Annotated in this window: 27 protein-coding genes; 12 read left to right on the top strand and 15 right to left on the bottom strand. The window is 67.3% G+C overall.

Going from position 1 to position 26,007, the window contains the following annotated elements:
- The first annotated feature begins 279 nt into the window (after window positions 1-279).
- Window positions 280-666 carry a hypothetical protein gene (locus tag ACWCPQ_RS19960; RefSeq protein WP_449900849.1) on the top strand — a complete coding sequence of 129 codons (387 nt, stop codon included), beginning with the start codon at window positions 280-282 and terminating at the stop codon, window positions 664-666.
- Window positions 663-1,037, top strand: a complete 375-nt coding sequence (locus ACWCPQ_RS19955; RefSeq protein ID WP_449900847.1) for a winged helix-turn-helix transcriptional regulator — start codon at window positions 663-665, stop codon at window positions 1,035-1,037. The genes ACWCPQ_RS19960 and ACWCPQ_RS19955 overlap by 4 nt, the downstream gene beginning before the upstream one ends.
- 1 nt (window position 1,038) lies before the next feature.
- Here the strand turns inward: ACWCPQ_RS19955 and ACWCPQ_RS19950 are convergent, their stop codons facing one another.
- The 3 genes from ACWCPQ_RS19950 to ACWCPQ_RS19940 all read right to left on the bottom strand — a co-directional run bounded on the left by ACWCPQ_RS19950 (window position 1,039) and on the right by ACWCPQ_RS19940 (window position 2,263).
- Complete coding sequence (locus tag ACWCPQ_RS19950) at window positions 1,039-1,233, bottom strand: hypothetical protein (protein WP_449900844.1); 195 nt, start codon at window positions 1,231-1,233, stop codon at window positions 1,039-1,041.
- Between the two features lie 210 nt (window positions 1,234-1,443).
- Entirely contained in the window at window positions 1,444-1,929 is a 486-nt protein-coding gene (locus ACWCPQ_RS19945; protein ID WP_449900842.1) for an SRPBCC domain-containing protein, read from the bottom strand.
- On the bottom strand, window positions 1,919-2,263 hold the full coding sequence (locus ACWCPQ_RS19940; RefSeq protein ID WP_449900840.1) for an ArsR/SmtB family transcription factor: 345 nt from the start codon (window positions 2,261-2,263) through the stop codon (window positions 1,919-1,921). Before ACWCPQ_RS19940 ends, ACWCPQ_RS19945 begins: the two co-directional genes overlap by 11 nt.
- A 146-nt stretch (window positions 2,264-2,409) precedes the next feature.
- Here ACWCPQ_RS19940 and ACWCPQ_RS19935 point away from each other — a divergent pair, with 146 nt between their 5' ends.
- Window positions 2,410-2,877 (top strand): MarR family winged helix-turn-helix transcriptional regulator, encoded by a 468-nt coding sequence (locus tag ACWCPQ_RS19935; protein ID WP_449900837.1) that lies wholly within the window; start codon window positions 2,410-2,412, stop codon window positions 2,875-2,877.
- Between the two features lie 130 nt (window positions 2,878-3,007).
- On the opposite strand, the gene rplT is transcribed toward ACWCPQ_RS19935, so the two are convergent.
- The 3 genes from rplT to infC form a co-directional block, all read right to left on the bottom strand.
- Window positions 3,008-3,388 carry a 50S ribosomal protein L20 gene (gene rplT, locus ACWCPQ_RS19930; protein ID WP_058856755.1) on the bottom strand — a complete coding sequence of 127 codons (381 nt, stop codon included), beginning with the start codon at window positions 3,386-3,388 and terminating at the stop codon, window positions 3,008-3,010.
- A 113-nt stretch (window positions 3,389-3,501) separates the two neighbouring features.
- The gene (gene rpmI / locus ACWCPQ_RS19925) at window positions 3,502-3,696 is read right to left on the bottom strand and encodes a 50S ribosomal protein L35 (protein WP_030523709.1); all 195 of its coding nucleotides are present in this window, start codon (window positions 3,694-3,696) and stop codon (window positions 3,502-3,504) included.
- 143 nt (window positions 3,697-3,839) lie between these two features.
- On the bottom strand, window positions 3,840-4,484 hold the full coding sequence (gene infC, locus ACWCPQ_RS19920) for a translation initiation factor IF-3 (RefSeq protein WP_449900979.1): 645 nt from the start codon (window positions 4,482-4,484) through the stop codon (window positions 3,840-3,842).
- A 334-nt stretch (window positions 4,485-4,818) separates the two neighbouring features.
- Between infC and ACWCPQ_RS19915 the strand changes: the two genes are divergently transcribed.
- The gene (locus ACWCPQ_RS19915; protein WP_449900834.1) at window positions 4,819-5,346 is read left to right on the top strand and encodes a DinB family protein; all 528 of its coding nucleotides are present in this window, start codon (window positions 4,819-4,821) and stop codon (window positions 5,344-5,346) included.
- A 31-nt stretch (window positions 5,347-5,377) separates the two neighbouring features.
- Window positions 5,378-5,719 (top strand): DUF1844 domain-containing protein, encoded by a 342-nt coding sequence (locus ACWCPQ_RS19910; protein WP_449900831.1) that lies wholly within the window; start codon window positions 5,378-5,380, stop codon window positions 5,717-5,719.
- Window positions 5,720-5,846: 127 nt separating this feature from the next.
- Here the strand turns inward: ACWCPQ_RS19910 and uvrA are convergent, their stop codons facing one another.
- A complete protein-coding gene (gene uvrA, locus ACWCPQ_RS19905; RefSeq protein ID WP_449900828.1) occupies window positions 5,847-8,885 on the bottom strand; it encodes an excinuclease ABC subunit UvrA in 3,039 nt (1,012 codons plus the stop codon).
- A 399-nt stretch (window positions 8,886-9,284) separates the two neighbouring features.
- The gene (locus ACWCPQ_RS19900; protein WP_449900825.1) at window positions 9,285-10,430 is read right to left on the bottom strand and encodes a beta-ketoacyl synthase N-terminal-like domain-containing protein; all 1,146 of its coding nucleotides are present in this window, start codon (window positions 10,428-10,430) and stop codon (window positions 9,285-9,287) included.
- A gap of 188 nt (window positions 10,431-10,618) precedes the next feature.
- Between ACWCPQ_RS19900 and ACWCPQ_RS19895 the strand changes: the two genes are divergently transcribed.
- Both ACWCPQ_RS19895 and ACWCPQ_RS19890 read left to right on the top strand, forming a co-directional pair.
- On the top strand, window positions 10,619-11,950 hold the full coding sequence (locus ACWCPQ_RS19895; RefSeq protein ID WP_449900823.1) for a diguanylate cyclase domain-containing protein: 1,332 nt from the start codon (window positions 10,619-10,621) through the stop codon (window positions 11,948-11,950).
- Window positions 11,951-12,112: 162 nt separating this feature from the next.
- Window positions 12,113-14,407: a HelD family protein gene (locus ACWCPQ_RS19890; protein WP_449900976.1), complete on the top strand. Its 2,295-nt coding sequence runs from the start codon at window positions 12,113-12,115 to the stop codon at window positions 14,405-14,407.
- A 66-nt stretch (window positions 14,408-14,473) separates the two neighbouring features.
- On the opposite strand, the gene ACWCPQ_RS19885 is transcribed toward ACWCPQ_RS19890, so the two are convergent.
- From ACWCPQ_RS19885 to ACWCPQ_RS19875, 3 genes are all read right to left on the bottom strand, one after another.
- Entirely contained in the window at window positions 14,474-14,926 is a 453-nt protein-coding gene (locus ACWCPQ_RS19885; RefSeq protein ID WP_449900821.1) for a universal stress protein, read from the bottom strand.
- A gap of 336 nt (window positions 14,927-15,262) precedes the next feature.
- Entirely contained in the window at window positions 15,263-15,697 is a 435-nt protein-coding gene (locus ACWCPQ_RS19880; RefSeq protein WP_449900818.1) for a DoxX family protein, read from the bottom strand.
- Between the two features lie 112 nt (window positions 15,698-15,809).
- Entirely contained in the window at window positions 15,810-16,688 is an 879-nt protein-coding gene (locus ACWCPQ_RS19875) for an AraC family transcriptional regulator (protein WP_449900815.1), read from the bottom strand.
- A 68-nt stretch (window positions 16,689-16,756) separates the two neighbouring features.
- Here ACWCPQ_RS19875 and ACWCPQ_RS19870 point away from each other — a divergent pair, with 68 nt between their 5' ends.
- Window positions 16,757-17,227 (top strand): VOC family protein, encoded by a 471-nt coding sequence (locus ACWCPQ_RS19870; protein ID WP_449900813.1) that lies wholly within the window; start codon window positions 16,757-16,759, stop codon window positions 17,225-17,227.
- A 29-nt stretch (window positions 17,228-17,256) separates the two neighbouring features.
- Here ACWCPQ_RS19870 and uvrB read toward each other — a convergent pair whose 3' ends face one another.
- On the bottom strand, window positions 17,257-19,449 hold the full coding sequence (uvrB, locus tag ACWCPQ_RS19865) for an excinuclease ABC subunit UvrB (RefSeq protein ID WP_449900811.1): 2,193 nt from the start codon (window positions 19,447-19,449) through the stop codon (window positions 17,257-17,259).
- Between the two features lie 103 nt (window positions 19,450-19,552).
- Between uvrB and ACWCPQ_RS19860 the strand changes: the two genes are divergently transcribed.
- Window positions 19,553-20,077, top strand: a complete 525-nt coding sequence (locus tag ACWCPQ_RS19860; RefSeq protein ID WP_449900808.1) for a DUF402 domain-containing protein — start codon at window positions 19,553-19,555, stop codon at window positions 20,075-20,077.
- Window positions 20,078-20,145: 68 nt separating this feature from the next.
- On the opposite strand, the gene coaE is transcribed toward ACWCPQ_RS19860, so the two are convergent.
- Entirely contained in the window at window positions 20,146-21,348 is a 1,203-nt protein-coding gene (coaE, locus tag ACWCPQ_RS19855; protein ID WP_449900805.1) for a dephospho-CoA kinase, read from the bottom strand.
- Window positions 21,349-21,530: 182 nt separating this feature from the next.
- Here coaE and ACWCPQ_RS19850 point away from each other — a divergent pair, with 182 nt between their 5' ends.
- Window positions 21,531-21,743, top strand: a complete 213-nt coding sequence (locus ACWCPQ_RS19850) for a hypothetical protein (RefSeq protein WP_449900803.1) — start codon at window positions 21,531-21,533, stop codon at window positions 21,741-21,743.
- Window positions 21,744-21,879: 136 nt separating this feature from the next.
- Here the strand turns inward: ACWCPQ_RS19850 and ACWCPQ_RS19845 are convergent, their stop codons facing one another.
- Entirely contained in the window at window positions 21,880-22,581 is a 702-nt protein-coding gene (locus ACWCPQ_RS19845) for a TetR/AcrR family transcriptional regulator (protein ID WP_449900801.1), read from the bottom strand.
- 91 nt (window positions 22,582-22,672) lie between these two features.
- Here ACWCPQ_RS19845 and ACWCPQ_RS19840 point away from each other — a divergent pair, with 91 nt between their 5' ends.
- Window positions 22,673-23,350 (top strand): NAD(P)-dependent oxidoreductase, encoded by a 678-nt coding sequence (locus tag ACWCPQ_RS19840; protein ID WP_449900799.1) that lies wholly within the window; start codon window positions 22,673-22,675, stop codon window positions 23,348-23,350.
- Between the two features lie 80 nt (window positions 23,351-23,430).
- Here the strand turns inward: ACWCPQ_RS19840 and rpsA are convergent, their stop codons facing one another.
- Window positions 23,431-24,897: a 30S ribosomal protein S1 gene (gene rpsA / locus ACWCPQ_RS19835; protein ID WP_449900974.1), complete on the bottom strand. Its 1,467-nt coding sequence runs from the start codon at window positions 24,895-24,897 to the stop codon at window positions 23,431-23,433.
- A gap of 167 nt (window positions 24,898-25,064) precedes the next feature.
- Here rpsA and ACWCPQ_RS19830 point away from each other — a divergent pair, with 167 nt between their 5' ends.
- On the top strand, window positions 25,065-25,955 hold the full coding sequence (locus ACWCPQ_RS19830) for a class I SAM-dependent methyltransferase (protein ID WP_449900796.1): 891 nt from the start codon (window positions 25,065-25,067) through the stop codon (window positions 25,953-25,955).
- The last annotated feature ends 52 nt before the right edge of the window (window positions 25,956-26,007 follow it).

The raw sequence follows: 26,007 nt of genomic DNA, 5'->3' as shown, positions 1-26,007 counted from the left end.
TCGCCCTCAGCGGTCGGCCACCGGCGAATCGATCGGATCGATCGGCAGCTGCCCGCTACGCCGCGTTGTCTGTATCGATCCGATCACCGAAACCGGCGCGGCACATCCGTAGCCGAGCCCGATGAACGGCCTTCCGGTCCGGAGACCGCTGTATCCCCAGGAATCGGGCACGTTCGCGCAGCGCACCGCCCGGACGACTGAATCGCCGGCGCCGGGTGAAGCCGGGTGAAAAGGCGGCGAACCGGTGACAACCCGGCCGATCGCCTCTATTTTAGAGGCATGGTTCATTCCCCGGTTCTCACCGCATGGCGATCGGGCGACACCGGCGCTTTGGCGGCGACGGTCTCCGACGATGTGGTGTTCTCCAGCCCGGTCGCGGATTACCGTGGCCGGGACGCGGCGCTGCACATACTCGGACTGATCGCCGCGGTGATCGAAGAGCCCCGGCCGATCCGGGCGCTATCCGGCGCAGACGACGCGTTCCATCGCTTCGTCGCGCAGGTCGGCGGCACCGAACTCCACGGCGTTCTCCACGAGGAAAGCGATTCGACCGGCAGGCTCGTTCACATCACACTGTTCCTGCGGCCGTATTCCGTGTTGCGCACCGCGATGGGCACTATGCGCCGTCTGCTCGAGACTTCACCGCTGCCGGTGCGGCCCGAGTGACGGCGGCTCCGGTGCCCTCGGCTCCCCGGCCGGGCAAGCCTGTCCGTGGCTCGTCCACCGGCCGGCCGGTCATGGTTCTGCTCGACCTCGTCGGCCGCCGCTGGGCACTGCGCATTCTGTGGGAGCTGTACCAGGCCGCGGACCCCCTGACCTTCCGCGAACTGCGGGCGCGATGCGACGATCTGTCCTCCAGCCTGCTGTCCCGTCGGCTCCACGAGCTCACCGAAACCCACCTGGTCGGCCGCGCCCGATCCGGCTATACGCTCACCGAACCGGGGACCCGGCTGCTCGGCCATCTCCGCCCGCTCGCGACGTGGGCACAGGACTGGGCCACCGAGTTCGATATCGAAAGCCGGTCGCCCGGAACATGAACTAGGAGAAAGTCTCCAGGAACTCGCGTACGAAGCAGAGCGGGCAGATCGGATCGAACGGTGCCGTCGTCGGCTCGATCCGTTCGCCGGGCGTCGCGGGGACCACCGGGATCTCCGCCGCGGCCACCGCCGGCTGCAGCCCGATCGCGAGGGAGACCGCAGCCGCGGCAACGATATTCAGCACAGAACGGTTCATGACTGCTCCTCGGCGCAGTGGACGGGCCATCACCGTATCAACGCGCCCGGCCCGTCCACCCCAGGAATCCGGAAGTATCCCGCATCAGGTGCGCGACCGGCCCGGTTCACCGGAACTGCGGGACACTGTCGGTCCCGGTCCGTGGCGTGGTCACCTCGCATCGGAGCGGGAGCGGGCCGCCGCCGGCGACCCCATGGGTGACGAAGCCGGTCAGCTCGGGCTCTCGGCCCGGATCTCGCTCTCGACGAGGGCGGCGAGCTGATCGGTGACCGTCCCCCACCCGTATTCGAATCCGAGTTCCTCGTGCCGGGCCCGAGCAGCCGGATCACCGTGCCGGACGAGCACTCGATAGTCGGTACCGTCCGGATGATCCCGCAGGGCGATCTCCGCGGTCATCACGATCTCCCCCGCGGCCGGACGCCAGCCGCTGTCCAGCGCGGTGGTGAAGACCAGGCGTTCCCGTTCCTCGACCACGAGAAAACAGGCGTCCAGATGCGGAACGAATTCACCGCCGTCCGCGCTCATCCTGGTCACGAAGGCGCCGGCGGGGCGCGTCTCCAGTCGTTCGACCCGGCAGCGTGCGGGCGCGGGCAGCCACCAGCGGGCCAGGCTGCCGGGATCTGTCCAGGCGTTCCACACCGCGGCGCGCGGGGCACGGATCACCCGATGCAGGGCGAGGTCGAGATCAGGGTTCATCGGTGGGCTCCAGAGTTTCGAGGAGGAATTGTTCGAGTCGGTCGGTGCGGTCTTCCCAGACACGCCGCTGTTCGGCCAGCCAGCCGTCGATCAGCGCGAACCGTGCGCGATCGAGCTCGCACTGCCGCACCCGGCCGGTCTTGACCGTCCGGATCAGCCCACTGTCCTCCAGTACGCGAATGTGCTTCATGAACGACGGCAGGGTGATCGGCATGTCCTGTGCCAGTTCGCCGACACTGGCCGGACCGGCCCCGAGCCGCTGGACAACCCGCCGCCGGGAGGGATCCGACAGCGCTGCGAACACGCTGTCCAGCGACTCCAAATACTTAGCCATGCGGCTAAGTATTAACCGATACCCCCTCCCGCCGCAAGGCCTGCCCGCCGGGTGGTCATCGCCCGAAGCGCGGCCGCTCTCGAACGCCGTAACGTCCGGCAAATAACTGTCATGACAATTACTGCCCGGACAGCTATATTGCGGAGATGGAAAACGCCGCCGCCCTGCGCACCGCATCCCTGCTCCACGACTGCGCGCGCACCCTGACGAGACTGCTCGACCGGCAACTCGCCACCCATGAGGTGACCGCCCAGCAGGCAGCCCTGCTGATCAACCTCGCCAACGGCGAGACCAGTCCGAAGCGGCTTGCCGTGGCACTCGGCACGGATACCGCCGGAACGACCCGCCTGATCGACAGACTCGAGTCGAAGGGCCTGCTGCGCCGCCACCGCGATACCGGCGACCGCCGGGCCGTGATCCTCGAACTCACCGACTCCGGACAGCGATCGACTCCCGCGCTCGTACCCGCGTTCGGCCGGGTCGCGGCGACCCTGTTCGACGGACTCCCCGACGCCGATATCCGGCGCGTCGGGGACCTGCTCGAACGCGCCCTGGCGAACGCCGAATCGCCGCGCGACGACCGGGACAGGAGCGACCGGGCCGTACCGGAGTGACCGTCCGGGACGTCCGCCCGCCCACCACACGACGGCCGGGCAGTACCCACCCCGGAAAGACGAAAGGCCCCCTCCCGCGGGAGGGGGCCCTTCTCATCGAACCGGACGAAGCTCCGGCCCGGAAAACGACTCAGGCAGCCGGGGCGTTGACATCCTCGGGCAGCGCGGCTTTGGCGACGGCGACCAGACCGGCGAACGCCTGCGGATCGGACACCGCGAGCTCGGCGAGGTTCTTGCGGTCGACCTCCACTCCGGCGGCCTTCAGGCCCTGCACGAAGCGGTTGTAGGTGATGTCGTTGGCGCGGGCCGCGGCGTTGATCCGGGCGATCCACAGCTTGCGGAAATCACCCTTACGGGCCCGGCGGTCCCGGTAGGCGTAGGTGAGCGAGTGCAGCTGCTGTTCCTTGGCCTTGCGGTACAGGCGCGAGCGCTGCCCGCGGTAGCCCTTCGAGGCCTCGAGGATGGAACGGCGCTTCTTCTGAGCGTTGACGGCCCTCTTGACGCGTGCCACTGGTCAGTCCTAATCGATCTTGGGGGTGCCCGGTCGAGCGCACCCGAGTGGGTCGGTTCTTCGGCGTCCGGTCGCAGATGCGGTACCGGACGGTATCGGTCCCGGTGAGGGGATCAGATACCCAGCAGCTTCTTCACACGGCGGACGTCGGACGCGGCGACCGACTCCGTGCCGTCCAGACGACGAGTCCGGCGGGTGGGCTTGTGCTCGAGCAGGTGGCGGCGGTTGGCCTGCTGACGGCGCAGCTTGCCCTTACCGGTCACCTTGAAACGCTTCGAAGCGCCGCTGTGGCTCTTCATCTTCGGCATGGGAACCTCAATCTGTGTCGTGCCCGCGCAGGGGCGGACCAGGTGTACTGATCAGCGTTATTGCGGACTCGAAGCAATGACGCTGCGGCGTGCGCCGCGATATGTGCGGCGGGGCGCCGCAGTGTTCGCGGCCTACGCCGTTCTTATTGCGCGACCGGCCGACCGGCACTCGGAGCCGCGCCGCCGGGCTGCGACCGGACCGAATCCTCCGCGGCCTTGGCCCGCGTCTTCGCACCCTTGTGCGGGGCGAGGACCATCGTCATGTTGCGGCCGTCCTGCTTGGCCGAGGTCTCGACGAAACCCAATTCCGCCACGTCGGAGGCCAGCCGCTGGAGCAGCCGGAACCCGAGTTCGGGCCGGGACTGTTCGCGCCCACGGAACATGATGGTGACCTTGACCTTCGACCCCGCCTCCAGGAAGCGCACCACGTTGCGCTTCTTGGTCTCGTAGTCGTGATCGTCGATCTTGGGTCGCAGCTTCTGTTCCTTGATCACGGTCTGGACCTGGTTCTTCCGGGACTCGCGCGCTTTCTGCGCGGTCTCGTACTTGAACTTGCCGTAGTCCATGATCTTGCAGACCGGCGGACGTGCGTCCGGCGCGACCTCTACGAGGTCGAGGTCTGCTTCCAGGGCGACGCGTAATGCATCTTCAACACGCACGATCCCAACCTGTTCACCGCCGGGTCCGATGAGCCGGACCTCGGGAACACGGATGCGATCGTTGATGCGGGTCTCAGTGCTGATGGGGCCTCCTAGGTCTAGCGGTGTCGTCCGACGACCGCTCGCAATGAACCCCTTGTTCAACACGAAGGCCCCGTCGCGGTATTTCGCCGCTACGAGGCCCGATGTCGACCGGTCCGCGCAGGCTGTCGGCCTGCGCCCACGATTTCGCCGAAGCGGCATCGTGAAACCCGCCCGTACAGGGCGGGCGACCGGACCGTTTGACCAGGCGATCATCGCCGGCAACGGTGGGAGTCGGGCTCCACTTGTCTGCCCCGGACAGGACCGGGGCGGTCGTCGCCGAAAAGTCTAACAGCTGGTGTCCGGATCTCCGAATCGGCCACTGACCCGCCGCCGGTAAACCGGTTGCCCCCGCCCGGCCGCCGTGCCAGGCTCGACGCCCGTGAGCAGCCGACGTGACCTGCTGCGCTGGCAATTCGACCTGGTCTGGTCGCTGGCCCAGCTGCATTTCGAGGCCCTGACCGACGACGATACGCAGTGGACACCCGCCGCGGTGAGCTGGACGGTGCACCGCGGCGCAGACGGTCGGTGGCGTCCCGATTTCGCGGAAGCCGAACCCGACCCGGTTCCGGTGCCGACCATCGGCTGGCTCACCTGGCATATCGACTGGTGGTGGAGTTCGGCCATCGCCCATGCCGAGGGCGGGCCGGTGCCCGGACACACCGAGATCCCCTGGCCGGGCGATATCACCGCGGCGCTGGACCGGCTGCAGACGCTGCGCACGCGATGGCTCGCGATCCTCGACCGGGCCGGTACAACCGAGCTGGACACCGCCACGTCCTATCCCTGGCCGGCCGAGGCCGGGCTCACGGTCGCGCACCTGGCCGCCTGGGTCACCGCCGAACTGATGAAGAACGTGACCGAGATCGGCCAGCTGCGGATGCTGCGCGCCGCCGGACCGGCGCGCTGAGCCCGCGCGCCGGTTCTCTAGCCTGGAACGCATGACCGAACAGCCCGAAGGCGATGTGCGTGAACTGGCCGATATCCCCGCGGTGGAGGTGATCAGCCGCGCCGCCGTGATGCTGATGAGCTCGGCGGCGGAGAAGCTCGGGCTGAGTGACGAGGACCCGGACAACAGCCCGCGCCGCGATATGGACGAGGCGCGGCGGGTGATCACCGCGCTGGCAGGGCTGATCACCGCCTCGGTGGAATACCTGGGCCCGCATGCCGGACCGCTGCGCGAGGGACTGCAATCGCTGCAGAAGGCATTCCGAGAGAGTTCCGCTGTGCCCGACGCCCCGGGCACCGGGCCGGGCGAGAAGTACACCGGCCCGGTCTACTGACGGTCGCGAGAATCGACACCCCCTGCCCACATTTCGTCCACCGGGCAATATCCCCGCAGCACTGCGAGTCGCGCTGACCCGCTGGTCCGGGCCCGCCCGACGGTAGTCGGGCGGGCCGGGGCGAGCGTCAACGCAAGGCGGCAGCCTTGCGAGCCAGACGTTTCGCTTTCTGCGCATCCGGAACCTTCGGGGCCGGTTCCTCGGTCGCGGCCGCCTTCTTCTTCGCCGGTGCCGCGGTCTTCTTCGCCGGAGCCGCCTTCTTCGCCGGGACCGCCTTCCGCGCCGCGCCCTTGCCCGTCGCCGCCGGAGCCGGGCCGGCGAGGATTTCCTTCAGGAACTGGCCGGTGTAGCTGTCCGGATTCGCGGCGATGTCCTCGGGGGTCCCGTCGCCGACCACCGTGCCGCCCCCGGAACCGCCCTCGGGGCCCATATCGATGACCCAGTCCGCGGTTTTGATCACATCCAGGTTGTGTTCGATGACGATCACCGTATTGCCCTTGTCCACCAGGCCGTTGATCACCGCGAGCAGTTTGCGGATGTCCTCGAAGTGCAGCCCGGTGGTGGGCTCGTCGAGAATGTAGACCGTCCGCCCGTTGGAGCGCTTCTGCAGTTCGGCGGACAGCTTCACGCGCTGTGCCTCACCACCGGACAGGGTCGTGGCACTCTGCCCCAGCCGCACATAGCCCAGCCCCACATCGACCAGGGTCGACAGATAGCGGTGGATGGAGGTCACCGGTTCGAAGAATTCGGCGGCCTCCTCGATCGGCATATCGAGTACCTCGGCGATGGTCTTGCCCTTGTAGTGCACCTCGAGGGTTTCCCGGTTGTAGCGGGCACCGTGGCAGACCTCGCACGGGACGTAGACATCGGGCAGGAAGTTCATCTCGATCTTGAGTGTGCCGTCACCGGAGCACGCCTCGCAGCGGCCGCCCTTCACATTGAAGGAGAACCGGCCCGGCTGGTACCCGCGCACCTTGGCCTCGGTGGTGGAGGCGAACAGGCTGCGGATCTTGTCGAACACACCGGTGTAGGTGGCCGGGTTGGATCGCGGCGTCCGCCCGATCGGTGACTGATCCACCCGCACGAGCTTGTCGAGTTGATCGAGGCCGTTGACGCGGGTGTGCCGGCCGGGGACCTGCCGGGCGCCGTTGAGCTTGTTCGCCATGACGGTGGCCAGGATGTCGTTGACCAGGGTGGACTTACCGGAACCGGACACGCCGGTGACGGCGGTGAGCACACCGAGCGGGAAGGCCACATCGATACCGCGGAGATTGTTCTCCGTCGCACCCACCACGGTGACCCGCCGCTTCTTGTTCACCGGGCGCCGCAGCAACGGCATCTCGATGCGCTCCCGGCCGGACAGATAGGCGCCGGTCAGTGAATTCTCGTCGGTGAGCAGATCCTCGTAGGTACCGCTGTGGACCACCCGGCCACCGTGTTCGCCCGCGAACGGGCCGATATCGACCACCCAGTCCGAGGCGCGGATGGTGTCTTCGTCGTGTTCGACCACGATCAGGGTGTTGCCGAGGTTCTTCAACCGGGTGAGCGTTTCGATGAGCCGCCGGTTGTCGCGCTGATGCAGACCGATGGACGGTTCGTCCAGGACGTAGAGCACCCCGACCAGACCCGAGCCGATCTGGGTCGCCAACCGGATCCGCTGCGCTTCCCCACCGGAGAGGGTGGCCGCGGCCCGGGACAGGGTCAGATAGTCCAGACCCACGTCGAGCAGGAAGCCGAGCCGGGCCTGCACTTCCTTGAGCACCTGCCCGGCGATGGCCGCCTGCCGGCCGCCCAGGGTCAGCGCGTTGAGGAACCGCGAGCAGTCGCGGATGGACAGTTCGCTGACCTCGGCGATGGATTTCCGCTCCGAATCCGCCGTGAGGGTGACCGCCAGGATCTCCGGCCGCAACCGCGCCCCGTTGCAGACCGGACACGGCACATCGCGCATATAGCCCTCGTAGTGCTCCTTCATCTGCTCGGAGTCGGTGGAGTCCAGCCGCCGCTGCAGGAACGGCATGACACCTTCGAAATCGGCGTAGTAGGAACGCTTCCGGCCGTAGCGGTTGGTGTAGACGATGTGTACCTGATCCGAACTGCCCTCGAGGACCGCCTTACGCGCCCGCGGCGACAGTTCACGCCAGGGGGTGTCCAGATCGAAGCCCTGCGCCGCCGCCAACCCGGACAGCAGTCGTTGGAAGTACTCGGCGCTCTGCCCACGCGACCACGGTGCGATCGCTCCGTCGGCCAGGCTGAGTTCCGGATCGGGAACCACCAGCTCGGGGTCCACCTCTTTGCGGATACCCAGGCCCGTGCAGTCGGGGCAGGCGCCGTAGGGGGAGTTGAAGGAGAACGACCGCGGCTCCAGATCCTCGATATCGAGAGGGTGACCGTTGGGGCAGGCCAGTTTTTCGGAAAAGCGCCGCTCCCGATCGTGCGCGTGCTCGTCGCGGTCCACGAAATCGAGCACCACGATGCCGTCGGCCAGGCGCAGCGCGGTTTCGATGGAATCGGTGAGGCGCTGTTTGGCGGTCGGTTTCACCGCGAGGCGGTCCACCACCACCTCGACATCGTGTTTCTCCTGCTTCTTCAGTTTCGGCGGATCGGTGAGCGGATACACCACACCGTCCACCCGGACCCGGGCATAACCCTGGGCGTGCAGTTGATCGAAGAGGTCGACGAATTCACCTTTGCGAGTGCGCACCACCGGCGCCAGCACCTGGAACCGGACGCCCGGCTCCATGGCGAGAACCTGGTCGACGATCTGCTGCGGCGTCTGCTTGGCGATCAGCTCCGAGCACACCGGGCAGTGCGGGGTTCCGGCGCGGGCATACAGCAGGCGCAGATAGTCGTGGACCTCGGTGATGGTGCCGACCGTGGACCGGGGGTTGCGGTTGGTCGATTTCTGGTCGATCGAGACGGCGGGTGAGAGCCCCTCGATGAAATCCACATCCGGTTTGTCCATCTGGCCGAGGAACTGCCGGGCGTACGCGGACAGCGATTCCACGTAGCGGCGCTGGCCCTCCGCGAAGATCGTGTCGAACGCCAGACTGGATTTACCCGACCCGGACAAACCGGTGAAGACGATGAGACTGTCGCGGGGCAGATCGAGATCGACCCCCTTGAGGTTGTGCTCCCGAGCTCCGCGCACAGTCAGGCGTTCCGCCACCAGGTCGGTCCCTTCTCGTCATCGTTCATCGTCGACAGTGCCGCCGCGGCCGTCGCTCCGGGTGAGTTCACACCGTGTCCGCGCCGGCGCGGCGAACGGCCCGAACCGCCCGGTCGGCATTCGCGCCCCGGGCCGCAGGGCGGGCCCCCGGTGATGGTAGGACCGACCACCGACAAGTTTCGCCGAACGGCCGGTCCCGGGCGGTCCGCAGGGGCGTGATCCGACCGCCGCGCCTCCCGGTACACGGGGGCGACCCGGCAGAATTTCGGGGCGAAGCCGACAACCGGCGACGGGGGCGGCCGGAACGGCTCACCATTACAGGGTAGGCCAACCGGGCCTGCTCGCGGGGCGTGGTACCGGCCACTCCCGCCCGCGACCGGCAGCCCGGCCGCGGCATCGTCAGGAAGCCGCCGGGCCCATGATCACCATCGAGTTGTTGCCGCCCATACCGAGGGACAACTTGGCGGTCGGCCCCGGCCCGGCCGGAGACGGTCCGTTCAGCAGCCGGGGATGTGCGGGCGCCACCGCGGGTGGCGCCGCGATGATCCCCCGCTCGTACCCCAGCGCCGCGGCCGCCAGCTCCACCGCCCCGGACGCGGACTGACAGTGCCCGGCCAGCGGCTTGATCGAGTACACCGCGGGGCGGTCGGCGAAGACCCGGGTGAGCACGTCGCGTTCGGCGCGGTCGCACTGGGCGGTGCCCGTACCGTGCGCATTGAAGTAGTCGATCTCCGACGCGTCGACCCCGGCATCGGCCAGGGCAGCCCGCGCGCAGGCCACGATCCGGTCGTGGCTCGGTTCCACCGAGACCACGTGATGGGCTTCACTGTTCGTCGCGCCGCCGAGAATCGAGGCATACGCTCGACCGGGTCCGCGAGTGAGCACGAAACCCACCGCCGCCTCTCCCACCCCGAACCCCCGGCTGCCCTCCTGGAAAGGCCGGCATCCCTGCAGCGGTTCGACATCGACCACCGCGGCGCCGAGCTTGGTGAACTGCCGGACCAGCTCCGGGGTGGCCGACAGATCCGAAGCCACGCACAGCACGTCGTCCACCAGACCGGCGGCGAACCACAGCTTCGCCTGCAGCATCGCGACGTTGGCCGAACTGCACGCCGCCGACACTCCCATCACCGGCCCGGTGAAACCGAACGCCTGGGTCACCACCGAGGCCGGCGTGGACGGTAGCAACCGCAGGAAGTCACGGCCGCGGAACTCCGCTCCGGCGGACCCGGAGAAATCGCCCCAGTGCCGGACGTCACCCAGGACGGCCGCATGCAGCAGCCCCACCCGCGGGCCCGGCTCCCAGCCGCGGCCCCGGGCATCACGAATCGCCTCGTCCGCTGCCGCGAACACCGCGCGGCCGTATCGGGTGCCGAACGCGGGGTCACCACCGGTGGGAACCAGCGCCGCCCAGCCACGGTTCACCGGATCCAGTCCGTATCCGGGTTCGAACCGGGCGGCGGACCGTCCGCTCGTTATCCCTTCCCAGAATGTTTCCCGCCCCCATCCGTACCCGGTGACCGCGCCGATCCCGGTAATCGACATAAGATCGATGCTGCGTCCGGTCCCCGCCATGACAATCTCCCTCGCCGGTTCCCGCCCTCGGTACCGACGGGAACACGTTGTGGCGTGATCCATCGAGATATCACGTCCGCCATGTCGGATTTTATGCGCGTGGATACCGGAGAAGAGCCGTGTTTGAATGTCCGGGTCCGCCGACGATGGGGGTTGGTATGGGAGAGCGCAGGGCGACCGCCGCCGAGCAACTCGCGCATCGGTACCGCTCCCTGGTCGAACACTCCCCCGACGGCATCTGTGTCCACGAACGCGGCATCGTCGTCTACGCCAATCCCGCGGCCCTGCGGATCATGGGTGCCAAGAATCTCGCCGAGGTACTGGGCCAGCACATCGCCCGGTTCGTCCATCCGGATTTCCGGCAGCCGATGTACGAACGCATCGCCGGCTTGACCGCGACCGGTATCGCTTCCGAGGCCACCGAGATGGTGCTGCTGGCCCTGGACGGCCGTGAAGTCCCGGTGGAGACGGTCTCGGTACTCACCGCCTGGCACGACCGCCTCGCCTATCAGGTGGTGATCCACGATCTCACCGCCCAGAAAGCGGCCGAACGCGCCCAGCGCCGGGCCGAACAGCACTTCACCACGGTGGTCTCCCAGCTGGAGGAAGGCGTGGCGGTCTTCTACCGGGACGGCACCATCGCCTCGGCCAACCCCGCTGCCCGCCGGATCTTCGGTATCGACGACCGGACCCCGCTGGTGGGTTCCAACATCGCCGAACTGCCGCTGGAGCTGCTGGACGCGAACGGCCGCTCGCTACCCCGGGAACGGCATCCGGTGGCCCGGACGCTGGCCACCGGGGAAACCGTCACCGCCTACGTTTTCGCCATCGTGCGCCCGGACGGCCAACGACGCTGGCTGGCGGTATCGAGCCGATTGCTCAATCCCGACGAGCAGGGCACCGCCGCGGTGTGTTCGTTCGCCGATATCACCGAATACCTGGCCAGCCGCCGCCAGCTCGAATACCAGGCCACCCATGATCCGCTCACCGGCCTGGCCAACCGGTCGCTGATCCTGTCCCAGTTGTCGGGGGCGCTCGCGGCCAGCGGTGCGCAACAGGTGTCCACCGTGATGTTCATCGATCTCGACGGCTTCAAATCGATCAACGACACCATGGGACACGCCATCGGCGACACCGTACTGCGCATCGTGGCCCATCGTCTCCAGCGCGCACTACGCGCCGACGATCTGGTGGGCCGGCTCGGCGGCGACGAATTCCTGGTGCTGCTGGCCGGGCGACCCGGCGACGAGGAGCTCGAACCGCTGGTTCAGCGGTTGCGAGCGGCCATGGCCGAGCCGATCGTCGCCCGCGGGCACCGGATCGCGGTCAATGCCTCCATCGGGGTGACCACGCTGGAGCCCGGCGACACCCGCACTCCGGAGGCGGTGCTGCACGACGCGGATGTGGCCATGTACGAGGCGAAGCCGCCGAATCGCCGCGACGGCGCACTGGGCCGCACGATCCGCGGCGACAATTCCCACGTCTCCTGATATCGCCGCCGCCACCTGCGGAAACAACATCCGGTACGAACCCACAGTAGACTCGACAACTCTGTGCACGCGATCCCGCCGTGTCCCGCCGAGCCCGTCCCGCCGTGGGTGAGAAGGAGTCAGAACTTGCCCGACAACCGCACCGAGGAACGCCCCACCGATCTGGCTCCCGACGCGGCGCCCCCGGACACGGCGACGCGGGACCTCGACCACGAACAGGCGTATCTGTCGGTGCTCTACGAGCGGCTCGACGGTATGCGCGCCTACGCCGACAACCGGCTGCGCACCGTCCTGCTGGAAAGCGGCGGTACCCCGCAGGCGCGCACCGAACGGGAATCGTTCACCCAGCTCTACACCGAGGATCTCGCCAAATACGATGCCGCCGAACACGGCCTGTGCTTCGGCCGGATCGATCTGACCGACGACGACAGCGAGCCGGAACAGCGCTATATCGGCCGGTTGGGCATCCTCGACGAGGACAACGACTACGAACCACTGCTGCTGGACTGGCGGGCCCCACTGGCCCGGCCTTTCTACCTCGCCACCACCGCCGCACCCGACGGGGTGCTGCGGCGCCGTCATATCCGCTCCCGCAACCGCCGGGTGACCGCGGTCAACGACGAATACCTGGATCTGGAGGTGGCGCGGCAGGCCGGGGTCACCGGCTCGGCGGGCGGGGTCGGCAGCGAGAGTGCGCTGCTGGCGGCGCTGAACGCCGCGCGCACGGGCCAGATGGCCGACATCGTGGAAACGATCCAGAGCGAACAGGACGCGATCATCCGGGCCGAGCACAAGAGCGTGCTCGTGGTGCAGGGCGGCCCGGGCACCGGCAAGACCGCGGTGGCGCTGCACCGCGCGGCCTATCTCCTGTACACCTACCGCCAGCAACTGGCCAAGAGCGGTGTGCTCATCATCGGCCCCAACGCGACCTTCCTGGACTACATCGGCCAGGTGCTGCCGTCGCTCGGTGAGACCGGGGTGCTGTTGTCCACCATCGGTGATCTGTACCCCGGGGTGAAGGCCACGCTCGCCGATTCGCTCCGCGCCGGGGAGATCAAGGGTGCGACGAGCGTGCTGGAGATTCTGAAGAACGCGGTGCGCGACCGCCAGCGGGTACCCACCGAACCGATCACCCTGAGTTTCGACGGATACCCGGTGACACTGGACCGCAAGATCGTCACCCGGGCCCGGGGCCGCGCCCGTTCGTCGCGCCGTCCGCACAATCTGGCGCGTCCCGTCTTCGCGTCGATGGTGATCGAAGCGCTCACCGATCAGCTCGCGCAGACCATGGGCGCCGACCCCGCCGGTAACGGGCGCAGCCTGCTCAGCGCCGCCGATCTGTCCGAGATCAGCGACGAACTGCGCGCCGATCCGAAGGTGCAGCGCGTACTGGCCGAGCTGTGGCCGTTGCTCACCCCGCAGCAGGTACTGGGTGATCTGTTCGCCGACGCCGATCGTCTCGACCGCGCCGCGGGTAAACTGCTCGATCCGGCCGACCGGGCGGAATTGCTGCGCACCGGTACCGGTGAATTCAGTGCCGCAGACGCCCCGCTGCTCGACGAACTCGCCGAACTGCTGGGCACCGACGACGCCGAGGAGCGCGAACGCGCCCGGCGCCGCTGGCGGGCCCAGCTCGCCGAAGCCCAGGACGCCCTGGACATCCTCACCGGATCGGCGCCGCAGGATCTCGAGGACGAACTCGATCCGGAGATCCTGATGGCCTACGACCTCATCGACGCCGGTCAGCTCGCCGAACGCCAGCAGGTGCGCAATCGGCAGACCACAGCCGAACGCGCCGCGGGCGATCGCACCTGGACCTACGGCCACGTGATCGTGGACGAGGCGCAGGAGCTGTCGGAAATGGCCTGGCGCATGGTGATGCGCCGGATCCCGAACCGGTGGATCACCGTCGTCGGCGATATCGCGCAGACCGGCGATCCGGCGGGCGCGAGCTCGTGGTCGGACATGCTGGAGCCGTATGTGGCGAAGCGGTGGAAACGCACCGAGCTCACCGTGAACTACCGGACCCCGTCGGAGATCATGGCGGTGGCCGCCGATGTCCTGGCCGCCATCGATCCCGGTGCCGAGGTGCCGCGCTCGGTTCGCGATTCGGGCCGCCCGCCGCGCGCGCATCGGGTGGCCGCGGCGGAACTGGTGACGACCCTGGCGGGCCTGCTCGCCGCGGAGCAGGGCCCCGGCACCGCCGCTGTCTTGACACCTGCCGAGCTGGTCGCCGAATTCTCCGGTCTGGCAAGTGAATCCGTACGGGTGTTGACGGTGACCGAGGCCAAGGGATTGGAATTCGACGCGGTGTATCTCGTGGAACCGGCCTCGGTGATCGCCGAATCACCGCGTGGGCGCAACGATCTCTACGTCGCGATCACCCGCGCCACCCAGCGGCTCACCGTCGTTCACAGCACGGAGCTGCCGCCGGAACTGCGGCGTCTGGCCGACTGACCCACCGCCGGAACACGTCCGCCCCACCCGGAAGCAATACCGGGCGGGGCGGGCGCGATCGCGGTATCAGCGCACGGTGTGCACGATCAGCACATCGGACTTCGATTTACGCGCCACATCCGAGGGCACCGAACCCAGCAGGCGGCCGGCCAGCGTGTTCAGGCCGCGGTTACCGACCACGAGCAGATCCGCCTGGGTTTCCCGGACCAGATCCAGCAAGGATTCGACCGGTTCGCCGACGATGGCCTTCTCGACGATCTCCTTGGCCCCGGCGGCGGTCGCCCGGTCACGGGCGGTACGCAGGATCTCGTTGGTGGGCGCCGAACCGCGGACCTGGTACGCCTCGTCCTTGAGCATATCGCTCGCGGCGGCGACGTCACGGTCGTCGGTCGGGTAGTAGGCGCAGGCCACGATGAGCGTCGAACCCGCGGCGCCGGCCAGCGAGGCGGCCTTCTCCACGGCGACGTACGACGAGTCCGAGCCGTCGGTACCGACGACAATGGTCCGGTAGGCGGTCATTCTCTCCTCCAACTGTGCGGGGTATAAACGCGGCCGCGCCGGAAGCTCGACGGAAAGTCGGGCAGCGGCGCAGCGACTGCGTAGACCATAGCCGGAAACCCGGGTCCGAATATCCGGATTCGTTGTACATCACATACGAACGCGGCTACGGTGGTGTTTCACATTTCGATCCGGCCGAAGTGCGCAGATGCCGCCGACCTGCTGATTCCTCCCCGGGCCGGGGTAAACCTGTGAGCGATCACAAGGAATTCGAACATCGTTGTCGCTCTGGGATTTTCCTCACAGTACCGGCGCCCGCGCGGGCGGTGGCGGGCACCGGCACCAATTCTCGGGGGATCAGAGCGAGAACAGCGGTCCCGTTATCGTCAGACCCAATTCATCGGTGTGCGCGAAAAACGCGAACAGCATGACGCAGGCGCCCGCGAGCGCGAGGTCCTTGTTGAACTGGATCGTCTCCATCTGGGTCGCCTCGGCGTCTGTCTCCTTCCAGAAACTGTGCATCATGATCATGGTCGGGACGAGCATGATCAGCAGCAGCAGCGCGCCGAGGTCGGCCCAGATCCCGAACAGGATGCTGATACTTCCCAGCAGCATCAGCAGTCCGGACCCCTGGACGGCGAGCTCGGGCATCGGTACGCCCTTGGCCTGCGCATAACCGGCCATCGCCTTGGTCTGGGTGAAATGGCCCAGCGCCGAACTCAGGAACAGAATGACGAACATCACCCGGCCGATCAACACCACGACATCCATGTCCAGCTCCTCAATATTCATTGAGGCATCAGCGAGGGCCCTGCGTGGTCACGCCGCGCTACCGACTCCGGGCCCGACTCGCTCATGCCGACTGTCGCCGACGGTACTGCTCCGATCGAGATGCCATCTTCGATTATGAGGCCGGCAGGACCTTGGAGGTCACCTCATCGCGCGAGCGTAACGAATTCTTGGCATATTCCAGCGGCGCCATTCCGACCTCGGCGGTGAACTCACGAGTGAAATGCGCTTGATCGAAATAGCCGAGTTCGGCGGCGAGCGCCGCCAGATCCGCGATACGACCGCGGGCGAGCAGATCGGCTCCGTCCTGTAATCGATAGCGGCGCAGCACCCATTTCGGGCCGGCGCCTATATAGCGACGGAACAGCCGCTGCAGTGTCCGTACCGGAACCCCGAACCGCGCGGTCACCTGATCGACCCGGGTCAGTTCGGGATCACCGGCCATCGCGGCGGCGATCGTCAGCACGAGCCGGTAGTTCGGGTCCTCCCGGCGCGCACGCCCGCCCAGATGTTCCTCGACCAGTCGACGACGGCCGGAATCGGCGGGCTCGGCGAGGACCCGGGCGACGAGATCGCCGGTATCGGGCAGCACCTCGCCGAGCGGAACCGCGCGATCCCGCAGCGCCCCGACATCGAGCCCGGTGAAGGCCCCGAATCCGCCGGGGCGGAACCGGACACCGAACGTCTCCCCCTGTCCGGTGAGTTCGCGGACGAATTTGCGGGTGCAGACGCCGTTGACGAAACCGCCGTATCGGTCACCGTCGCGTTCGAAGGTGATGTGTACGCACGGATACGGCAGCACCTCCGCCGCATAGGGAGCCCGGCCGCGCATATCCCAGCGCACCGACCAGTACCACTCCACGTAGTCCGATACGGCCGCGCCCGCAGCAAGGCGGTTCAGAGTGCGGAACCGTTCCTGTTCGTGCGGATGCAGAATCGCCTTGCGGTCGCCCGTGGCGGGCACCTCCGGCGCCGGGATCCCCGCATCGCTCACGGCCGTCCTTTCCCGGGTTGTCGCTTTCTTACAAGAATCGGCGGCCGGAACCCGGCAGAGTCGCACATATGAGCGAAACAGTCGATCCCATCCCCGCGGGCTACCACTCCATCACCGTGTTCATCGCGGTATCCGACGGCAACGCCGCCATCGACTTCTATTCGGCGGTGTTCGGCGCGGAGGTGATCTCGCGCAACGATATGCCCGACGGTCAGCCGGCCCACGCCGAGCTGAAGATCGGCGATTCCACCATCCAGCTGGGGCTCCCGGTGGCCGACCAGAATGTGCTCGCCCCCACCGGCGACTGGGTGCACACCTCTCTGGTCCACTACTGCCCCGATGTCGACGCCGTGATCGCCCGCGCCCGCGAGCACGGCGCTACCGTTGCCGAGGATCCGGCCACCTTCGTCACCGGAGACCGCTACGGCGCCCTCAAGGATCCCTTCGGGCACCGATGGGTCGTCATGACCCGGGTCGAGGACGTCTCCCGAGAGGAAGCCGAACGACGCGTGAACGAGTGGATGGCCACCCAGGCCTGACCGGGCAGGGCGGCGTGGAACGGATCCGGTCACTGCAATCCGGCCGCATCCATACCGCGCAGCTCCTTCTTCAGATCGGCGATCTCGTCGCGGAGCCGGCCCGCGAGCTCGAACTGCAGCTCGCGGGCCGCGTTCATCATCTGATCGGTGAGCTCGGAGACCAGATCGGCCAGTTCGGCACGAGGCATGGACTTGATATCGCGACCCTCCACGATTCCCGCGCTGACCGCCCGGCCGGGTTCCCCCTGGGCCCGGCGGCCGCGACTGGCATTGCGGCCCGATCCGCCGACCTCGACCTCGTCGCCCGCCTCGGAATAGACCTGGTCGAGGATATCGGCGATCTTCTTGCGCAACGGCTGCGGATCGATGCCCATCTCCGCGTTGTAGGCGAGCTGCTTGGCACGGCGCCGTTCGGTCTCGCCGATCGCGTCCCGCATCGAATCGGTGATCTTGTCCGCGTACATGTGCACCTCACCGGACACATTGCGGGCGGCGCGGCCGATGGTCTGGATGAGGCTCTTCGTACTGCGCAGGAACCCTTCCTTATCGGCGTCCAGAATCGCGACCAGTGAAACCTCCGGCAGGTCCAGGCCCTCGCGCAGCAGGTTGATACCGACGAGCACGTCGTATTCGCCGAGTCGCAGTTGCCGCAGCAACTCGACCCGGCGCAGCGTATCGATCTCGGAATGCAGATAGCGCACCCGCACACCGAGCCCGAGCAGATAATCGGTGAGATCCTCGGACATCTTCTTGGTGAGCGTGGTGACCAGCACCCGTTCGTCGCGCTCGGTGCGCAGCCGGATCTCGTGCACCAGATCGTCGATCTGCCCCTTGGTGGGTTTCACCTCGACCTTCGGATCGACCAGACCGGTGGGGCGGATGACCTGCTCCACCACCTCACCGTTGACCCGGCCGAGCTCGTAGTCGCCGGGCGTGGCGGACAGATATACCGCCTGACCGATTCGTTCCGCGAATTCCTCCCAGGTGAGCGGCCGGTTGTCCACTGCGGACGGCAGCCGGAAGCCGTATTCCACCAGATTGCGCTTACGCGACATATCCCCTTCGTACATACCGCCGATCTGCGGCACGGTCACATGGGATTCGTCGATAACCAGCAGGAAATCGTCCGGGAAATAATCCAGGAGGGTGGCGGGGGCCGAACCGGCCGGCCGGCCGTCGATATGCCGCGAATAGTTCTCGATACCCGAGCAGAATCCGACCTGCCGGATCATCTCCAGGTCGTACTGGGTGCGCATCCGCAACCGCTGGGCCTCGAGCAATTTTCCTTTGCGCTCGAGTTCGGCGAGACGTTCCTCGAGCTCGGCCTCGATATCGACGACCGCCCGTTCCATCCGCTCCGGGCCCGCCACATAATGCGTGGCGGGGAAGATACGCACCGTATCGACCTTGCGCACGACATCTCCGGTCAGCGGATGCAGATAGTAGAGTTCCTCGATCTCGTCGCCGAAGAATTCGATCCGTACCGCCAGCTCCTCGTACGAGGGAATGATCTCGACGGTATCCCCGCGCACCCGGAACGAACCCCGGGTGAACGACATATCGTTGCGCGTGTACTGCACATCGACCAACATCCGCAGAAATGCGTCGCGGTCGACCTCCGACCCCACCTCGAGCAGTACGGAGCGGTCCAGATAGGACTGCGGCGTACCGAGACCGTAGATACACGACACCGAGGCGACGACGACCACATCCCGCCGGGACAGCAGTGCCGAGGTCGCCGAATGGCGCAGCCGCTCGACATCGTCGTTGATCGAGCTGTCCTTCTCGATATAGGTATCGGTCTGCGCGATATAGGCCTCGGGCTGGTAGTAGTCGTAATAGGAGACGAAATACTCCACCGCGTTGTGCGGGAGCATCTCGCGTAGTTCGTTGGCCAGCTGTGCCGCCAGCGTCTTGTTCGGGGCCATCACCAGCGTCGGACGCTGGAGCCGTTCGATCAACCAGGCCGTTGTCGCGGATTTACCGGTACCCGTGGCGCCCAGCAACACCACATCGGGTTCGCCCGCGTTGATGCGGCGTTCGAGTTCCTCGATCGCGGCGGGCTGGTCACCGGCCGGGCGATGCGGGCTGACCACCTCGAACCGCCCACCCGTGCGTTCGATCTCACCGACCGGGCGGAACTCCGATTTGGCCAGCGGGGTCTCCCCGTCGGCTTCGGTCCCGGTGACGCCGGCCGCACGGAGTTCGGTTGCGAATGCCATGCCCCCAGACTAGGCGCGGTCACCGACAGAATCCCGGCGTCGTCCGGCACCCGGCGAGCGGTGACCCGCCGTTCCACCGGCGGAGTGGGTAGATTCGGCACCTGTGACACAGGTATCCAGCGTGGACGTCCACCGGCCCAAGGTGGAGTACTTCGATATCGCGGAATTGACCAATACCGACCCGAAGGGGTTCATCCGCGAGGTGGAGCGCTATCACCTCGAGCCCTGGGGCCTGTACATGGCCCGCACCGCCGACCACCCGCAATTCCATTATCTGGAATCGTGGCTGCTGCCCACCGTGGGCCTGCGCGCATCGGTGTTCCATTTCAATCCGGCGCATATGCGCGATCAGGACTACTACATCGATATCGGCGAATTCGGCGAATTCGAGCCGAAGAAATGGCGATCGGTCGACCATTACCTGGACCTGGTCGTACGGACGGGCCGGGAGACCGAACTACTGGATGTCGACGAACTGCTCGCCGCCCACACCGCGGGCCTGCTCGATGCCGATACCGCGGAGCAGGCGATCGCGACCGCCGTGCGCGCGATCGACGGCATCGCCGCCCACGATTACGATTTCCAGGCCTGGACGGCATCCCTCGATATGCAGCTGATCTGGATGTGAGGTAGCGGGGATCCGGCGCGGGGGTCCTCCCGTCCACCGCGGTCCGATCCCGTCCGCGCCGGCGGGCGTCACTCCGGATGCGCGGCGCGCCAGTCCAGAACCCGCTGATACACCGAATCGAACCAGGGTTCTTTCACCGCCAGATAGGCGGCGGACGCCTCGTCCCCGGCCGCACCCGACGCCGCGGCGGCGGCCTTTCGCTTCAGTTCGGCGTATTCCGCGCGGGCATCGGGTTCCGCGCGCAACCAGTCCCGGAACGCCGGTGCGAATTCCTGGCCGGGGCTACCGGCGGGCCGCAAGTGGATGTAGGCCGGCCGCCCCGGATCCGCGCTCCCGTGCAACCGTTTCTCCCAGCGCCGGGGATCGGTGTCCGGCTCGGCTCCCGCCTTCGGATTGTCACGAGTCCGGCCGGGGATCGCCGGGAAACCCGCCCCCGCCAGCGCCTCACGGATACCGTCGGCCGCGGCGAGGTCGGCGACGGTGATCTGCAGGTCGACAACGTCCTTCGCAGGCAGTCCCGGGACGGCGGTGGAGCCGATATGGTCGATCCGCAGGGCCGCCGCACCGGCCGCCACGCGCAGGCGCGCGATGAGCCGTTGCGCCTGAGCCGCCCAGTCCGGATCCGATTCCACGAGCCGGGGCACGGGACGCACCGCCGTGGCGGCGCGCATATTCGCTTCGAATGGAACCAGCCGCTCGTCCCAGAGCCGGGCCACGGCCGCGGCTGTCTGTTCGGCGGGCCCGTTGTTGTCCAGCAGCACATCGGCGGCCGCGCGCCGCTGTTCGTCGGTGGCCTGCGCCGCGATCCTGGCCCGGGCATCGGCCTCGGGTACCCCGCGGAAATCGACCAGGCGCCGGATCCGGGTCTCGACGGCGACATCCACGATCAGCACCAGGTTCATGAAGGGCGCCATATGGTTCTCCACCAGCAGCGGCACATCCTGCACCACGATGGCGTCCGGCGCTGCGGCGGTGAAGAGTTCGGCCGTGCGCCGACCGACCAGCGGATGAGTGATGGAGTTCAAGGTGGTGCGCGATTCGTCGTCGCGAAAGGCCTTGGCCGCCAGCGCCGGACGGTCGAGACTGCCATCGGCGGCCAGGATGTCGGTACCGAACGCCTCGGCCAGGGCAGCGAGACCCGGTGTTCCGGGAGCCACTACCTCGCGAGCGATGACATCGGAGTCGATGAGTACCGCGCCGCGCTCGACGAGCGCTTTCGCGACCGTCGATTTGCCCGCTCCCATACCGCCGGTGAGGCCGATTCGTAACATTCGCTCAGTCTCGCATCCACACGTGCACAACCGGCCGCGAGGCCGCCGCCTATACCCTCTCGACACGCCCAGCCACGGCGGAACGACACAAATGTCCTGATTACGCCAGGTATTGGACTAGTGTTCGGCCTGAGTGCACGCCCCGCTTCACAGCTTCTGTCACGGATAGCAAAGGAACGAGCATGCGCATCAGGTACTACCGCACAGGCCGGCACCGGCTGGGGGCGCCGGGCCGGGTGCACTGTCTCGCCATTCCGGCTGTCGCGGCCTCGCTGTCGACGAACCGGCGCCCCTGGTTCCGCGTCTTCGGTCTCACCCCCCGCCACAGTCTCGCTGCTCATCGCCCGCGTCCGTCGATCGTCTGGCCGCGCTGGGTCCCGGTCCCGGCAGGTTAGTTCCCGACGGACAACGGTGGCCCGGTCTTCGGACCGGGCCACTGTTGTATCGATAGGACCGATAGATAGTGCCGGATACCGGATCCATCGACCGCACGGCAGCGTCGCGCCGATCGAACGGCGTCGCTCCGGGCGGTCACAGACCCAGCTCGCGGACCAGCTCGAGCATCTCCGCACGGAACAATTTGCCCGGGTCCGCAGACGGCAGCCGTAGGTGACCGTAGACCTCGAGGGCGACCAGGCCGTGCATCCGGCCCCACATCCGCAGCGCGAGCGCGAGCCCGCCGGGAGGCAGCTCCGGGAAATCCGCTCGAACATGTGCCGTGAGCTCCGGTGCGAAATCGGCCCATTCGAAGCCGGAGTCCACAGCGCGGTCCGGCCGCCGCGACCACACCGCAGCCGCGAGACCGACCAGCCCGGTGCAGGCCCGCAGCTCCGCTTCGGCGGCGGGGCCGCCCGGTGGCGCCTGATAACCGGGAACCGGATCACCGTAGACCAGACGGAATTCCGCCGGACTCGCTACCGCCCATTCACGTACGGCTTCACCCCAGGCGACGATCCGGGCCCCGGGGTCGTCCGCGGCGACTCTGTCCCGCGCCGCCTCCAGACGATCGACCACAGCCGTGTACACCTCGGCGATCAGGGTCGAGATCAACTCGTCGCGGGTCGCGTAGTACCCGTAGACCGCGCCGGCGGTCATCCCCATCTCCCGGGCTATCGCCCGCAACGCGATCGCGTCCGGGCCGCCCCGGGCGAGTAGCCGCAGCGCGGTCGCTTTGATCTCCCGCGTGGTTTCCACCCGCAGACGTTCTCGGCGATTCATCACTCCCTCGGCCACGGCTTGACACTCTACCGCGCGCGATTACGCTTCAGCGTGTAGTTTCTGAACGCCGTGTAGTAAATGCACGCGGCATAGATCGGGAGTGGATATGCATATCGGAGTTTTCGGCGCCACCGGCGTCATCGGTTCCCGGGTGGTCGCGGAAGCGGTCCGTCGCGGGCACCTCGTACGGGGATTCAGCACCCACGAATCCCGCTTTCCCCGCGATCGGGGCGTAGTCGCCTGGCAGGTGGCGGACTGGCGCGACGCGGAGAGCATCGCCGCGACGATCACCGGTCTGGATGTGGTGATCAGCGCAGTCAACGCCGGATACGGAATCGACGATACGATCGCACGCGCAAACGATTTCGTCGTGGGGGCGAAAGCGATGGTGGATGCCCTTTCCCGGCATCCGCAAATTCGGGTTCTCGTGGCCGGGGGCGCGGGCAGCCTGGAAGTGGCACCCGGACGGCAACTCGTGGACGAGCCGGGCTTCGCCGAGAATCTGCCCCGCGACCTCGACGTACCCCGGGAGTATCACCGAGCAGTATCCGCGGGCCGAGACGCGCTGAACGTCTATCGCACGTCGAATCGCCGATGGACCTACCTCAGCCCGTCCTCGGGCCGGATCGAGCCCGGTGAACGGACCGGGCGCTTCCGGGTCGGCGGCGACCAGCTACTCGATACCGGCGGCCGCGATATCTCCGCCGAGGATGTCGCGGTCGCACTACTGGACGAAACAGAGTTTCCGCAGTACATCCAGCGCAGATTCACCGTCGGGTACTGACGGTCGGGTACCGACGCAGAAGACCCCGGCCCAGAAAGGGCCGGGGTCTTCTGTTCGGCTATTCGCTACCGATATCCGCCTCAGGCGTTACCGGACAGCTTCTCCCGCAGAGCCGCGAGCTGAGCATCGCTGGCCAGCGAACCACCGGCCGATTCCGGCTGGCTGGAGGCCGACTGCGCGCCGCTCTCGGAGGAGTAGTTCGACGAACCGCCACCGTTGACGGCCTCGGCCGCGGCGTCGGCCGCCATCTTCTCCATCTGCGCGGTGTGCATCTTGTGCCGGCGCTCCGCCTCGGCGTAGCGGCCTTCCCACTCTTCGCGCTGCTTGTCGAAACCGTCGAGCCATTCGTTGGTCTCGGGATCGAAGCCCTCGGGGAAGATGTAGTTGCCCTGCTCGTCGTAGCTGTCGGCCATGCCGTACTTCGACGGATCGAACTCGGCGCTGTAGTCCTCGTTGGCCTGCTTGAGGCTCAGCGAGATCCGGCGACGCTCGAGGTCGATATCGATGACCTTGACCATCGCGTCGTCGCCCACGACCACGACCTGGTCCGGGACCTCGACGTGACGCTCGGCGAGCTCGGAGATGTGCACCAGGCCCTCGATGCCCTCCTCGACGCGGACGAACGCGCCGAACGGCACCAGCTTGGTGACCTTGCCCGGCACGATCTGGCCGATGGCGTGGGTGCGGGCGAACTGACGCCAGGGATCTTCCTGGGTGGCCTTCAGCGACAGCGAGACGCGCTCGCGGTCCAGGTCGACGTCGAGGACCTCGACGGTGACCTCGTTGCCCACCTCGACCACCTCGGACGGGTGATCGATGTGCTTCCAGGACAGCTCGGAGACGTGCACCAGACCGTCGACACCGCCGAGATCGACGAAGGCGCCGAAGTTGACGATGGAGGAGACCACACCCTTGCGGACCTGGCCCTTCTGCAGCTGGTGCAGGAACTCGCTGCGCACCTCGGACTGGGTCTGCTCCAGCCAGGCACGGCGCGACAGAACCACGTTGTTGCGGTTCTTGTCGAGCTCGATGATCTTGGCCTCGATCTCCTTGCCGACATACGGCTGCAGATCGCGGACGCGGCGCATCTCGACCAGGGAGGCGGGCAGGAAGCCGCGCAGACCGATGTCGAGGATCAGACCGCCCTTGACGACCTCGATCACGGTGCCGCGGACGGCCTCGTCCTTCTCCTTGAGCTCCTCGATCGTGCCCCATGCGCGCTCGTACTGAGCCCGCTTCTTGGACAGGATCAGGCGACCCTCTTTGTCCTCCTTGGTGAGGACAAGAGCCTCCACCTCATCGCCCACGGAAACGACCTCGTTCGGGTCGACATCGTGCTTGATGGAGAGCTCGCGAGACGGGATGACGCCTTCGGTCTTGTAACCGATGTCGAGCAGGACCTCGTCGCGGTCGACTTTGACGATGGTTCCTTCGACGATATCGCCGTCGTTGAAGTACTTGATCGTGGCGTCGATGGCGGCGAGGAAGTCCTCGGCAGAGCCGATGTCGTTGACGGCTACCTGCGGCGAGGTGACGGTGGTGGGCATGTGGCGGTTTGCTCCGGACGGATTGTGATCGGTTGCGGACATTGAGACTTTCGGTACGCTGCGATACACCCAGCTGCTCCGGGTGTGATCACTTGCGCGTTCAGCGTACGCGACCCGGAACCGGGCGGGCAAACGACCCCCCGGAGCGGATCTATAGGCTTCGCGACGTGTCCGACGACCTCGTTCAAGATCGCCACGCTCAGGCCACCGAACTACTGGGCACCGCGGGTGCGGCGCGCCTGCGGGTCGGCTCGGCGGAGAGCGAACGCGCGAACCGGCGCTGGTGGGATGCCGATGCCGGTCAATACCACGATACCCACGGGGAGTTCCTGGGTACCGACAGCACCGGCGGTGAGTTCGTCTGGTGCCCGGAGGGCCTGCACGAAGGCGATATGCGCTTTCTCGGCGACCTCGCCGGCAAACGGATCCTGGAGGTCGGCTGCGGGTCGGCACCCTGCGCCCGCTGGCTGGCCGGCCAGGGCGCCACTCCGGTCGGGCTCGACATCTCGATGGGAATGCTCGCCCGGGGCCGCACGGCCATGGCGCAGGGCGGACCGCGGGTACCGCTGGTCCAGGCCGGCGCCGAGGCGCTGCCGTTCGCGGACGAATCCTTCGATCTCGCCTGCTCGGCATTCGGGGCGGTCCCGTTCGTCGCCGACTCCGCACTGGTGATGCGGGAGGTCGCCCGGGTGCTGCGACCCGGCGGCCGCTGGGTGTTCGCGGTGAACCACCCGATGCGCTGGATCTTCCGCGACGATCCCGGGCCGGACGGCCTCGAAGCGGTGATCCCTTATTTCGACCGCACCCCGTACAGCGAGATCGACGGCGAGGGTCGCTGCACCTATGTGGAACACCACCGGACGATCGGCGACCGGGTCCGGGAAACAGTCGGGGCCGGGCTGGTGCTCGACGATATCGTCGAACCGGAGTGGCCGGAATGGCTGGACCGGGAATGGGGCCAGTGGAGTCCGCTACGGGGACAACTGTTTCCGGGCACGGCCATCTTCGTCACCCACAAACCGTCCGGACCGGGATCGGACGTGGCCGGGCGGGCATGATCACGCGCCGCTGTCGCCCGGACGACGATCTCCCGGCCCGCGGAGTAGCCGC

The organism is Nocardia sp. NPDC001965 (assembly GCF_053594175.1).
This window is presented reverse-complemented; position numbering and strand designations above follow the sequence as displayed.

What these genes read in the sequence shown, in the direction of transcription:
- ACWCPQ_RS19960 (WP_449900849.1), top strand. Translation starts at nt 280, where the DNA reads ATGGTTCATTCCCCGGTTCTCACCGCATGGCGATCGGGCGACACCGGC.
- ACWCPQ_RS19950 (WP_449900844.1), bottom strand. Translation starts at nt 1,233, where the DNA reads ATGAACCGTTCTGTGCTGAATATCGTTGCCGCGGCTGCGGTCTCCCTC.
- ACWCPQ_RS19945 (WP_449900842.1), bottom strand. Translation starts at nt 1,929, where the DNA reads ATGAACCCTGATCTCGACCTCGCCCTGCATCGGGTGATCCGTGCCCCG.
- ACWCPQ_RS19940 (WP_449900840.1), bottom strand. Translation starts at nt 2,263, where the DNA reads ATGGCTAAGTATTTGGAGTCGCTGGACAGCGTGTTCGCAGCGCTGTCG.
- ACWCPQ_RS19935 (WP_449900837.1), top strand. Translation starts at nt 2,410, where the DNA reads ATGGAAAACGCCGCCGCCCTGCGCACCGCATCCCTGCTCCACGACTGC.
- rpmI (WP_030523709.1), bottom strand. Translation starts at nt 3,696, where the DNA reads ATGCCGAAGATGAAGAGCCACAGCGGCGCTTCGAAGCGTTTCAAGGTG.
- ACWCPQ_RS19910 (WP_449900831.1), top strand. Translation starts at nt 5,378, where the DNA reads ATGACCGAACAGCCCGAAGGCGATGTGCGTGAACTGGCCGATATCCCC.
- ACWCPQ_RS19900 (WP_449900825.1), bottom strand. Translation starts at nt 10,430, where the DNA reads ATGTCGATTACCGGGATCGGCGCGGTCACCGGGTACGGATGGGGGCGG.
- ACWCPQ_RS19895 (WP_449900823.1), top strand. Translation starts at nt 10,619, where the DNA reads ATGGGAGAGCGCAGGGCGACCGCCGCCGAGCAACTCGCGCATCGGTAC.
- ACWCPQ_RS19885 (WP_449900821.1), bottom strand. Translation starts at nt 14,926, where the DNA reads ATGACCGCCTACCGGACCATTGTCGTCGGTACCGACGGCTCGGACTCG.
- ACWCPQ_RS19880 (WP_449900818.1), bottom strand. Translation starts at nt 15,697, where the DNA reads ATGAATATTGAGGAGCTGGACATGGATGTCGTGGTGTTGATCGGCCGG.
- ACWCPQ_RS19870 (WP_449900813.1), top strand. Translation starts at nt 16,757, where the DNA reads ATGAGCGAAACAGTCGATCCCATCCCCGCGGGCTACCACTCCATCACC.
- uvrB (WP_449900811.1), bottom strand. Translation starts at nt 19,449, where the DNA reads ATGGCATTCGCAACCGAACTCCGTGCGGCCGGCGTCACCGGGACCGAA.
- coaE (WP_449900805.1), bottom strand. Translation starts at nt 21,348, where the DNA reads ATGTTACGAATCGGCCTCACCGGCGGTATGGGAGCGGGCAAATCGACG.
- ACWCPQ_RS19850 (WP_449900803.1), top strand. Translation starts at nt 21,531, where the DNA reads ATGCGCATCAGGTACTACCGCACAGGCCGGCACCGGCTGGGGGCGCCG.
- ACWCPQ_RS19840 (WP_449900799.1), top strand. Translation starts at nt 22,673, where the DNA reads ATGCATATCGGAGTTTTCGGCGCCACCGGCGTCATCGGTTCCCGGGTG.
- rpsA (WP_449900974.1), bottom strand. Translation starts at nt 24,897, where the DNA reads ATGCCCACCACCGTCACCTCGCCGCAGGTAGCCGTCAACGACATCGGC.